General features: G+C 41.5%; 9 protein-coding genes and 1 tRNA gene. 3 read left to right on the top strand and 7 right to left on the bottom strand.

Annotation, left to right across the window (positions count from 1 at the left end; translation table 11 throughout):
• Positions 1-77 precede the first annotated feature (77 nt).
• Complete coding sequence (locus tag AC6HZ4_RS10730; RefSeq protein WP_497494978.1) at positions 78-299, bottom strand: hypothetical protein; 222 nt, start codon at positions 297-299, stop codon at positions 78-80.
• Positions 300-815: 516 nt separating this feature from the next.
• On the opposite strand from AC6HZ4_RS10730, the gene AC6HZ4_RS10725 reads away from it, so the two are divergent.
• Positions 816-886 (top strand) — tRNA-Ala (locus AC6HZ4_RS10725).
• 347 nt (positions 887-1,233) lie between these two features.
• Here the strand turns inward: AC6HZ4_RS10725 and AC6HZ4_RS10720 are convergent.
• The 6 genes from AC6HZ4_RS10720 to AC6HZ4_RS10695 all read right to left on the bottom strand — a co-directional run bounded on the left by AC6HZ4_RS10720 (position 1,234) and on the right by AC6HZ4_RS10695 (position 8,931).
• Positions 1,234-2,691 (bottom strand): CoA-acylating methylmalonate-semialdehyde dehydrogenase, encoded by a 1,458-nt coding sequence (locus AC6HZ4_RS10720; protein ID WP_497494977.1) that lies wholly within the window; start codon positions 2,689-2,691, stop codon positions 1,234-1,236.
• 41 nt (positions 2,692-2,732) lie between these two features.
• Entirely contained in the window at positions 2,733-4,172 is a 1,440-nt protein-coding gene (locus tag AC6HZ4_RS10715; RefSeq protein ID WP_497494976.1) for a GntP family permease, read from the bottom strand.
• 30 nt (positions 4,173-4,202) lie between these two features.
• A complete protein-coding gene (locus AC6HZ4_RS10710; RefSeq protein WP_497494975.1) occupies positions 4,203-5,399 on the bottom strand; it encodes an iron-containing alcohol dehydrogenase in 1,197 nt (398 codons plus the stop codon).
• 378 nt (positions 5,400-5,777) lie between these two features.
• Positions 5,778-7,061 carry a histidinol dehydrogenase gene (gene hisD / locus AC6HZ4_RS10705; RefSeq protein ID WP_497494974.1) on the bottom strand — a complete coding sequence of 428 codons (1,284 nt, stop codon included), beginning with the start codon at positions 7,059-7,061 and terminating at the stop codon, positions 5,778-5,780.
• A gap of 265 nt (positions 7,062-7,326) precedes the next feature.
• On the bottom strand, positions 7,327-8,346 hold the full coding sequence (locus AC6HZ4_RS10700) for a LacI family DNA-binding transcriptional regulator (RefSeq protein WP_497494973.1): 1,020 nt from the start codon (positions 8,344-8,346) through the stop codon (positions 7,327-7,329).
• A gap of 336 nt (positions 8,347-8,682) precedes the next feature.
• On the bottom strand, positions 8,683-8,931 hold the full coding sequence (locus AC6HZ4_RS10695; protein WP_497494972.1) for a YczF family membrane protein: 249 nt from the start codon (positions 8,929-8,931) through the stop codon (positions 8,683-8,685).
• 190 nt (positions 8,932-9,121) lie between these two features.
• Between AC6HZ4_RS10695 and AC6HZ4_RS10690 the strand changes: the two genes are divergently transcribed.
• Together AC6HZ4_RS10690 and AC6HZ4_RS10685 are read left to right on the top strand one after the other, a co-directional pair.
• Positions 9,122-10,738 (top strand): spore germination protein, encoded by a 1,617-nt coding sequence (locus AC6HZ4_RS10690; protein WP_497494971.1) that lies wholly within the window; start codon positions 9,122-9,124, stop codon positions 10,736-10,738.
• Positions 10,728-11,951 (top strand): Ger(x)C family spore germination protein, encoded by a 1,224-nt coding sequence (locus AC6HZ4_RS10685; protein ID WP_497494970.1) that lies wholly within the window; start codon positions 10,728-10,730, stop codon positions 11,949-11,951. The genes AC6HZ4_RS10690 and AC6HZ4_RS10685 overlap by 11 nt, the downstream gene beginning before the upstream one ends.
• Positions 11,952-11,955 lie beyond the last annotated feature (4 nt).

Genomic DNA, 11,955 nt, shown 5'->3' with positions numbered 1-11,955 from the left:
GCTCTGTTTGGAGCCGCTTTAACTTATAAAAAATTCATAAGCCGAACAAATGAAAAAAGACTGTACATATATACAGTCTACATCAAGTCGGATGAATCATCATAATCATACCGAAAGCCATCCTTATACTTATCCATATCCAAACCGTCCGTATTCATACTCCGTTGCGAACCGTTCTTCCAGCTCAATTTATGCAGCAAGTTTTCATACAGCGTAATCTCCTCATAATCCGTGCTGTTCAAAGCTGCTACTCGTAATGCCTGTGCAATAACTGCTTTATCATTTTCATCAAGCATCATTCCACATAACCTCCAGCCTCATACTTTTTACCTTTCTACCTTTTGCCAGTTTCTTCATTTTTATGCATCATTCAGAAAAGCACAAGTGCCCCATTTTGCTCGCAAATGGAGATCATTTTCTAAGCGATGAGCCGCCTTTTGTCTCATGAATCCCGGGGCTTTCTCTCATCGAGCAGATCACTGAAGCTAGACAATGGCAAAGGTATATTTTCTTAATTCTTTGCAAAGGCTATCCGAATGCAAATAGCTAGCCCTCTCTCATCTATTTGTTAGTGCTGTCGGGTCTCCACACAAATTGAGAAGGCAGTCTTCTTAGCTAAAAACGATAAAATGGGGGATGTGATTGATGCAGAAGGGCACCTTTGTCCCTTTTTCTTTTTGACTTTGGAAATATTTAAAGGTTTATCTTGACGCAAAGCAGGATGATGGGTAGAATATAAATCAAATGATGATTATGAAAACCGTTACATAACATAGCTGCACTTGCAGGCATGAGACCTTGATCACAAAATTTATGGGGCTGTAGTTTAATGGGAGAATAGCGCAATGGCATTGCGTTGGTGAGGGTTCGATTCCCTTCGGCTCCATCCCTTTTACCTGGCGCAAACACACATTGTATAAATCTTATATTTTAATCAAGGCACGCTTCTTATTCTGTAATTTAGAATAAGAAGCGTGCTTTGTTATATTCTTAAATTTTTTAACGTAACTAGAAGCATAAAAACTATAAAAGGAGCTAGAAGTACTAAATAATAATTGACTTCCGTTCCAATCTGCCACAATAAACCCTTTATACTTGTATATAGAAACCTGTTTTTCTTATTTATTAACAAATTTGTTTTCCAATAAATCTGAAGACACCGAGCAATAAGTCGGTGTCTTCATTTTAATTTTCATATACTTTTTATAAGCACGATAATTATTTCATGCTTAATTAGTAGCGCGCCGTAACCATTTTCTTTCTTGTATAGAACTCTACGCCGTCTGTGCCGTTCGCATGAAGATCGCCGTAGAAGGAATCCTTCCAGCCAGAGAATGGGAAGAAGGCCATCGGTGCTGGAACACCAACGTTTACGCCCAGCATCCCTGCTTCAATCGTTTCACGGAACTGACGAACGCTTGCAGCAGAGTCTGTATAAATACAAGCTCCGTTTGCAAAGCGGGAGTTGTTTGCAATTTCAATAGCTTCCTCTAATGATTTCACACGGATTACAGATAAAACTGGCGCAAAAATTTCATCCTGCCAGATTTTCATTTCTTGTGTGACTTCATCGAAAATCGTTGGGCCTACAAAATAGCCGTTTCCTTTCACCGCTTCGTCATTTCTTCCATCACGGATCAAACGAGCACCTTCTTGAATTCCAGATTCGATATAGCCAAGCGTACGCTCCTTATGGCCCTCACGGATCACTGGCCCTAAAAATACGTTTTCTTCCAGTCCGTTTCCGATTTGCATTTTATTTGCTTCTTCTACTAAACGTGCGATTAATGCATCCGCAATTTCTTCTTGCACCGTTACAACTGCCGCTGCCATACAACGCTCACCCGCAGAACCGAATGCTGCGCCGATAATTTGAGTTGTTGCCACATCCAAGTCTGCATCGTTTAGTACGATGGAGTGGTTTTTCGCGCCAGCCAGCGCTTGTACGCGCTTACCATTTTCAGAGCCTTTTTTGTACACATATTCTGCAACAGGCTGAGAGCCTACGAAGGAAATCGCTTTGACAAGCTTGTGCTCCAATAAGCCGTTTACAACATCATGCGCACCGTTTACGATGTTTAATACACCCTTTGGAAGACCTGCTTGCTCAAACAATTCCGCAAGACGGGCTGCTAAAAGCGGTGTACGCTCAGATGGCTTTAGTACAAATGTGTTGCCGCATGCGATCGCAAGCGGGAACATCCAGCAAGGCACCATCATTGGAAAGTTAAACGGTGTAATCCCGCCGATTACGCCGATTGGATAGCGGTACATACCAGACTCAATGCCTGTTGCGATGTCAGGAAGCTGACGGCCCATCATTAATGTTGGCGCACCTGCCGCAAATTCTACACATTCAATCCCGCGTTGTACTTCCCCGTATGCCTCTTTATAGCTTTTTCCATTTTCAATCGTGACAAGTCTCGCAAGCTCTTCCCAGTTTTCTACTAATAGCTGCTGATATTTAAATAGAATACGAGCACGTCTTGGAACTGCTACCTTGGACCACTTTTTAAATGCTTCGTTCGCTGCTTGCACTGCTTTGTCTACATCTTCTTTTGTAGAAAGAGGAACTGTCGCAATTACTTCACCTGTTGCTGGATTATAAACTGGCTCTGTTGCAGATGTAGATGCATCTACCCATTCGCCTCCGATATAGTTTTTTAATGTTTGTATTGTTGTTGCTGTCATTGTCGATCCTTCTTTCTTAATTTTAATTAAGTTTTAAATGATTAAACTAAACCAGTTAGGCTGTAAACTCCGATGATAAAGAAACTAGCTATTGTTTTAATAACAGTAACTGCAAAGATATCCCGATAGGACTGTTTATGCGTTAATCCAGTTACAGCAAGAATTGTAATAACTGCCCCATTATGAGGTAAGGAATCCATTCCGCCAGATGCCATAGCGATTACGCGGTGCATGACTTCAGGAGGAATATTATACTGCATAGCAGCTTCCATGTATTTTTCTCCCATTGCACTAAGAGCAATACCCATTCCGCCAGATGCCGAACCAGTAATCCCCGCTAGTACGTTTGTTGTTACTGCACCATTTACTAGAGGGTTTGTAAAGGTATTGGAGATCCCATCACGCACTACTCCAAATCCAGGAAGGGAAGCAATTACCCCGCCAAACCCATATTCAGAACCAGTGTTCATAGCCGCTAGCAATGCTCCGCCAATACTCGCGTTAATTCCTGCTTGGAATCCAGAAACTACACCTTTCCAGTTATATGCAATTGTCGCTATAATCCCTAGTATTAAAGCAAGCTCTACTGACCAAATCCCAATTACCTTAGAAAGATCAACTGCTCCAAATTCCTTTAAGCCAATTTTAGAAAAATCAAATCCATTAGGATACCATTTAGGGATGGAAACTGTAAAGAATTTATTAGCTACTCCTACAAGAACAAGCGGGACAAACGCTAATACTTGACGCAACCCACTTGCTTCAGTAGCTGTATTCACTGCTGAAGAGTTAACAGCTTCAGCAGCAGTAGCAGCAATTTCTCCGCTGGCATCACCAAAACCGTAGTATCCCTCACCTACTGCTTGTGCTTTTTTACGTCGATTTTCTAAGTAAATCATTCCTAGAACAAAGACAAAGATCGCTCCAATAATCCCTAATGTTGGTGCTGCATAAATATCAGTCTTAAAAACTGTTGTAGGAATAACATTTTGAATTTGCGGAGTTCCCGGCATCGCATCCATTGTGAAGGATAATGCCCCTAAAGCAAGCGTACCCGGAATAAGCCGTTTAGGTATATTTGCCTCCCGGAAAAGATTCGCTGCGAATGGATAAACTGCAAATGCTACAACAAATAAACTAACACCACTATAAGTCAAAATAGCACACATTAAGACAATTGCTAGAATAGCTCGCTTTGCTCCAACGACCTTTACTATTGTTTTAGCGATGGAATCAGCGACTCCTGACATTTCAACGACCTTTCCAAAAACAGCTCCTAATAGAAAGACAGGAAAGTAGAGTTTTATAAAGCCAACCATTTTTTCCATAAAAATACTTGAGAAGAATGGTAAAGCATAGTTAGGCTCCGTTAATATGACTGCAAGCAGCGCACAAAGCGGCGCGAACAGAATAACAGAGAATCCCCGATAGGCAATGAACATAAGAAGTCCTAAAGCTAATATAATAATGAGTAAATCCATTGCTTGTTTCCCCCTTATTTGGCTTATATACTACTTAACTAATTGCTGTCTTACTGAAAAATCATACTCGTAACAAATATAATAAAGATTTAGAATCTCCTCATGTGTAGGTACCCTAGGATTGTTTGCCGGGCTGCCGCTTGCTATTGCATCCGTAGCCATCTTAGAAACGACAAGATCGAATTTGGCCTTATCAATTCCCCATGACTTTAAATTCGGGATACGCAAGTCATTGCATAATTGCTTAATTTCATTAATAAGCTCGTTCACTAGCTCCTTCTCCGAAAGCCCATCTATATTTTTCAATACCGTTCTTGCTATTTTAGCCAGCCTCTCAGAAGCATCTTCCTTTGTAAATTCAAGCACTGCAGGAAGAAGCATTGCATTGGACACACCATGCGGCACATGGAACATTGCACCAATTGGACGGGACATTCCATGTACTAATGTAACAGAAGCATTAGAAAATGCTATACCTGCCATCATAGAACCGAGCGCCATTTTATCCCTCGCCTCAAGATCCTCTCCGTTTTCATACGCATCGCGAAGACTTCCGATAATGAGTTCAATAGCTCTTAATGCGAGCGTATCTGTTACGAGCTGCGCACGGCGGGAGATAAACGCTTCCATTGCATGACATAAAGCATCGATACCTGTTGCGGCCGTTACTGATGGCGGACAAGAAATTGTAAGCATCGGGTCAACAATTGCAACCGTCGGCAGCAGCTCTGGCTGCTTTAGCATCATCTTTATATCATGCTTCGTATCTGTAATAACCGTTACACTTGTCACTTCTGATCCTGTCCCTGCAGTAGTTGGAGCAACAATTAGCGGTAATGGCTTTTTAGAAAATAGCTTTTTGCCCCCGTAATAATCTCGGATATGTCCGCCGTTTGTCATAATAACGGCTACCGCCTTTGCTGTGTCAATACAACTTCCACCGCCGACTGCGACAATCACCTCGCAATTTTCCTCCTGGCATATAGCAACCGCTTCATCCACATGAATATCTGTAGGCTCAGAGTTCACTCCTAAATACTTCGCATATGGAATATCTTCATTTTTCAAATACGTTTCACAAAGGCTTACGTTCCCGATTTTCTCCATAATCGGATCACTGATGATTAATACCTTTTTTCCGAGGCCCTTTACTTGTTTACCGATTTCAGCAAAAGAATCTTTGCCATATAAAACTTGGTTTGGCATGAGTAATTGATGAACTGTCATTCCTAACATCCCCTTTCATTCTATTCATGCAAGTTTCCATCCCCTGCGACTATGTCATGAAGCAGATTGTATGCCGATTTTGTTGTAAGCGCTTTTAAAGAATTCCTGACTGTTACCTCTAAATACATCAGAGATAAGAACATCTATCTGATCCTCTGCAATGTATGTACCCCAGCTTCTCCTTAGGCACCATGACAGAAACCCTCTAGCAGCAGGTTCATATTAAAGTTTGCTATCCATATGACTAGTAATCTATTTTCTTATATACACCAATGGATATCCTTGGTGATTATATCCAAATAAAGGTTTTCTCGGAATACGTACAAATTTATATGAGGAGAGGAATACCTTGCATAAAGCATCCTCTCCTGCAGATGATTAAACTGTTACTTTTCCATAACGTTTAACACGAAGCAACGCTTGTTCCGCATGGCCTGCAAAATTCTCTAATTGGCAAAGCCGAGCTGCGTACTCACCGATAAAGGCACTGGCTTCTTCCGTAACCTTTTGGTATGTACACGTTTTCAAAAACTTACCTACCCAAAGTCCTCCTGTATAACGTGCTGCACCTTTTGTTGGAAGTGTATGATTTGTACCAATTACTTTATCACCATACGCTACATTCGTTTCCGGTCCCAGGAAAAGACATCCATAATTTGTCATGTTCTTCAAGAAGTAATCAGGATCTTTTGTTAAAATTTCAACATGCTCAAAAGCTAATTTATCAGCTTCAATTAACGCTTCCTCTTCATTCTCTACAAGAATAATAGTACCATAATCTTCCCAAGATACGCGTGCCACATCTGCAGTTGGAAGAGTTTGTAATTGACGTTCAATTTCCGCTACCGTTTCTTGTGCCAGCTTTTCAGATGTGGTAATTAAAGCACCTGGTGATGTTGGTCCATGTTCTCCCTGACCTAAAATATCAGTTGCGATCATTTCTGCGTCAGCCGTTTCATCTGCAATTACTAATGTCTCTGTCGGACCCGCAAAAAGGTCGATGCCGACGCGACCATATAATTGACGTTTCGCTTCTGCTACAAATGCATTTCCCGGACCTACAAGCATGTCAACAGCCTGGATGGTTTCTGTACCGACTGCCATCGCTGCCATCGCTTGAACACCACCGAGGATATAGATTTCATCTGCTCCTGCCAGATGCATTGCTGCTACAGTTGCTGCAGGAATTTTTCCTTGAATAGGAGGAGTACAAGCGATTACACGTTTTACTCCTGCCACTTTCGCCGTAAGAACACTCATATGTGCGGATGCAACCATCGGATAACGGCCGCCTGGAATATAACATCCGACACTGTTCACTGGAATATTTTTATGGCCAAGAATGACACCTGGTAATGTTTCCACTTCAATATCAATCATTGATTTTCGTTGCTCTTCAGCAAAACGTCTTACATTGCTTTGGGCAAACTTAATGTCTTCAATCGTTTGCTCCGGTACACTGCCTACAATCTCTTCGATTTGTTCTGGAGTTAGTCTGAAGCTTTCCGGTGACCACTTATCAAACTGTTCAGATAAAGCTCTTACCGCTGCATCGCCTTCTGCTTCAATACGCTTAATAATTTTACTTACTGTTTCGGATACCTTTGCATCGTTTTCTGCAATTTCCACCTGACTTTTCCCTTGCTTTAAATACTTAGCCACAATAAATCCCCCTTGTTTATAGTTGCATACGTATGCAAAAATAACGTAGAGCAAGAAATTGCATACGTATGCAAAAATATTTTACACAACCTGCATACGCATGCAAAATGACATGCACAAAAGGGTTTGCATACGTATGCAAATGTTTGGAACGAAAAAAGATATAATTTATATCTTTTTGTGTTTAACATAAACCTTACCCTTATTGGATCTTTAGCTTCCAATAATGTAAGTTGTTCTGTCTGTTAATAGAATAGTCGATAGTTCATAATGTTGTCAATCTTTTTTTGAAAGTGCTTACAGATCCCCTTTCAATTAGTTTGCCGGGGAATAATACAGAAACCGGCCCCTCATTTTCTCCAGCAATCTCATTTAATAGAATTTGAATACTGGCTTCAATCATCTCATCCGTTGGCTGCTGCCATGTCGTTAACGAATAGCCGGGCCAAGAAGCCATTAGAATATCATCAAATCCTAAAACTGACACATCTTTAGGAACGGTTAGCCCTAGAGACTTGACTGCATCAATTGCTCCCAGCGCCATAATATCATTGGCACAAAAAATGGCATCCAGTTGATAATCTCCCTTTAATAATTGTAATGCCGCTTGATAGCCTCCTTCATATGTGTAATTTCCTACCTCGACTATAGGTTCTATTCCTTCTTGATCAAGCGCCTCCCGAAACCCCCTTTCACGGTCACGGCTTGTTGATGTATTCGTATGCCCCGCAATATAAGCAACTCGCCGATGCCCTTGTTCAAATAAATATTTCCCTATCTCCTTACCTGCAGAGTAGTTATCACAGCAGACAACATGTCCATAAAAATCTTTAACATATCGATTAAACAAGAGAACAGGTATATGATTTTCAAAAAAATGTGAAACGACTTTGGAAGATAATAAGGCATCCGTAACAATTATGCCTTCTACATTATATTCGAGGAATTGTGATATATCCTCTTGCTGCAGCTCGTCTCTTTCAGCATAGACAAACAGAACATGGTAGCCTCTTTTACGCAAACCTCTTGTAAATTTCTCCAAAACTTCTGGATAGAATGGATTTTGAATATCCCTCATCACAAGACCAATTATATTTGTTTTATTCGTAATCAACCCTCGTGCCAGAGCATTTGGGCGGTATCCTAGTTCCTTAGCCGTCTCTAGTACACGGCGGCGTGTCTTAGCGGATACATTTGCACCGGGGGTAAATACCCTTGATACAGTTGATTGCGACACACCCGCCAGCCTGGCAACTTCTATCGCATTGACTTGTTTTTTCTTCAAAATGGCACCTCCTAACAAATTCATATTATTTTAAAATTGACCTGAAGTCTATCTGTATTTTAATCGTTTGAATACATTTCTGATGCAAAAAACCTATACCTGCTGAATCAAAATGGACAGACCGTCTTTGTGAATTCTGTTAGACGGCTCCGCATCCGTTCCTTTTCATCCCTCCTCGATTAAGACAAATTCCTTTTTACTATCTCTTTTTATTTTCAAACCTCGCTCCTCCCTTTCTTTTATACTTTCCTGTTACTGAGTAAGTCCTCAAATAGTATTTGCTTATCAAATCCAATAAGCCAGGGACAGATTTGAACTGTCCCCAGCTTTTTATTTTCAGGACTGCGGTTGTTTTTCGGGCGTATTTGCTTGTTTCTTTTTTTTGTAAAGAGAAGATATCAGTTCTATACCTAATAAAAAAATAAAAAGAAAGGCTACAAATAATTCAGTAATCTCCATAACACGAAAGGGACTAAAAGCATTATACAGTGCCGTGCGTAGATCAAATCCTTGAAGGATATCCAAGCCTAAAGAAAGAGCCATTAAAGCTCCCGTCATCAAAATAATAATACCAAGGATTTTCATTATTACCACCCTCCAACCTATAGTCTCTTCTATTCCTAAACCGCTATACAAAAATAAGATACGTAATACTCTGCCCCTCCTATCATGCTTGAAGAATAGGAATTCTGGTGAAAATACGTTCAAAGTTGCATAAGTAAATCGCATACTGGGGAAATTTACAAATAAAAGAAAGGAAAGGTAGCTTGCCATCATGTCTGAATTTTTTAAAGAGCAAAAGCAACAGAATAACAGCAAAAATCAGTCTAGCAGCGGGCTGCCAGAATCTATCAGTTATTCCTTGTCGGCTAATCTCGCGGTGATTAAGCAGAAAACAGGGGACAGCTCCGATATAGTCATTCGGCTTTTGAAAATGGGCATCCATGCTGAGATTAAGGCTGCAATTGTGTATATTGCAGGTCTTGTCGACGAGCAGACCATTAATGATTTTTTAATCGAACCAATGATGAACAATTCTAATTTGCAAGAAAAGCTCACCAGGCAAACAACCCTTGAAATCATTGCTGAAGAGGGGATTGCGCTCGGCGATATAAAATTACTCAGTGATTGGAATACACTGTTCTCATCTTTCATGTCAGGGGAAACGATCATTTTTGTAGATGGAATCAACAGAGTGCTAAGTGCCGGTGCCAAAGGCGGAGAGAAACGCTCTATCCAGGAGCCGGTCACACAGCAATCAGTCCGGGGATCCAGAGAAAGCTTTACAGAGTCGCTCGGGACAAATACCGCTATGGTGCGCCGAATTATAAAAAGTCCAGATTTATGGATCGAATCCATGAAAATCGGCAGAGTTACAAAAACAGACGTTGCCATCATGTATATAAACGGAATTGCCAATGATAAAATCGTCGAGGAGGTTCGCACACGCTTAAAAAGAATCGACATAGACAGCATTCTTGAATCAGGTTATATTGAGCAGCTGATTGAAGACCAAACGATGACAACATTTCCAACGCTCTATCATACGGAACGGCCGGACACCGTTGCGGGCAATCTTCTTGAAGGCAGGATTGCTATTTTTGTGGATGGAACTCCCTTTGCGCTGCTGGCACCGGCTGTATTTATCCAATTTTTTCAGGCTGTCGATGATTATTATGCCCGTTTTGATATCGCAACAGCGCTGCGCTTTTTACGAATCTTAATTTTTTTTATATCTCTGATCGCACCTGCCTCCTATATTGCTGCCACAACCTTTCACCAGGAGATGATCCCGACGCAGCTATTGGTTGTGGTTGCAGCGCAGCGGGAAGCCGTTCCGTTTCCAGCAGTTGTAGAAGCTCTTATCATGGAAGTAACATTTGAAATTTTGCGGGAAGCAGGGGTCCGAATGCCAAAAGCAATCGGCTCGGCAGTATCCATCGTCGGAGCTCTTGTAATCGGCCAAGCCACAGTACAGGCCGGAATTGTTTCGCCGGCCATGGTTATTATCGTGGCCATCACCGCGATTGCCAGCTTTGCTACTCCTGCATTTGCAATTGCGATTTCTGCTCGCTTAATTCGTTTTTTGTTTATGCTTGCTGCAGCAACATTCGGCTTCTATGGCATCATTCTCGGGATTATTATGATGACCGTTCATCTATGCAGCCTGCGCTCGTTCGGCATCCCGTATATGACGCCATTTGCGCCATTAACCCCGTCGAATCTGCACGATACAGTCATCCGGGCGCCGTGGTGGACATTTAAACAAAGACCAAAATTAATGAGCGGGGAAAACGTGGTTCGCGAAGGGAACAACCAAAGACCACAGCCTCCTAAAAATCGCGGGATGGCGAATCACAGCGCTGAAAAAGGTGATCAGAATGAATCATAAATGGTATTTTCTTTGCTTGATGGTGGTTGGCATCGTGTTCATTTCAGGCTGCTGGAGCAAAAAGGAATTACCTGAACTGGCGTTAGTCGCAGCCATCGGCATTGATAAAAATAAAGAGGGAAAGTATGTCGGAACCTACCAAATTATTAGTCCGGGGAATGTGGCAAGCGGATTGCAGGGCGGCGGGGGCGGGCAGAATCCACCCGTTAACGTCTACTCCGCGACCGGAGACAATGTACTTGAAATAAGCCGCCGCGTCTCAAGAAAAGTCTCTCGCATTATGTATTACGCCCATGCGAATCTAATCGTAATTAGCGATGAATTGGCAAAAGAAGAAGGAATCAACACTATTTTTGATGCACTGGATCGCGGCGCTGAATTTCGGGAAACAGCAACAGTGGTCATTGCCCATCATTCAAAAGCAGGAGATATTGTAAAAACATTAACGAATATTGATAAAATTCCGGCTAACAAAGTAATTAAAACGTTAAAATTTACGCAAAAACAGTGGGGAGAACATATGAATATTAAGATTCAAGATGTGGTGAGGGGCATCACATCCCCCGGAAAAGAGCCGGTAATCTCCGGATTTCGCTTGCTTGGCAGTGTCGAACAGGCAACAAAGCAGGAGCATATTCAAATAAGCGCTCCTAAAGAAATCCTTGAGGCTGATGGCCTGGCTATTTTTAAAGATGGAAAATTGGTCGATTGGTTTCATGGAAAAACAGCAAGAGGGGTAGGATGGATACTAAATAAAGCCAAAAGAACATCTATAAGTATTAGTTGGGAAGGAAAAAAAGAGGCAATTGCTTATGAGGTAATCCGTCAAAATACAAAAACCTCATCCAGCATGAAAAGCGGCCAGCCTCAAATTTCAATTCAAGTCCGTACAGAAGGAGATATCGGCGAGGCAGCAGTACCTATTCAGCTAAACGACCCGCACGTATTACTAAAGGTGGAACAAGCTCTAGAAAAAGAAATCAAGAAGGAGATAGAGGAATCTATTAAACGTGCTCAGAAGAAAAAATCGGATATTTTTGGATTTGGTGAAGCGATATACCAGTCCCAACCAAAAATATGGAACAAACTGAAACAAGATTGGAATGATAGGTATTTTCCTGAATTAAAGGTGAATGTAACTGTTGATGCTTTCATACGCCGCACCGGTCTGAGAAACAAGTCCTATTTTTCTGATATAAAAAATATTCGTTAAGTAG

The sequence above is a fragment of the Ectobacillus sp. OTK genome (assembly GCF_059698935.1).
The sequence above is the reverse complement of the archived record's forward strand: the minus strand, read 5'-3'. Positions and strand labels throughout refer to the sequence as shown.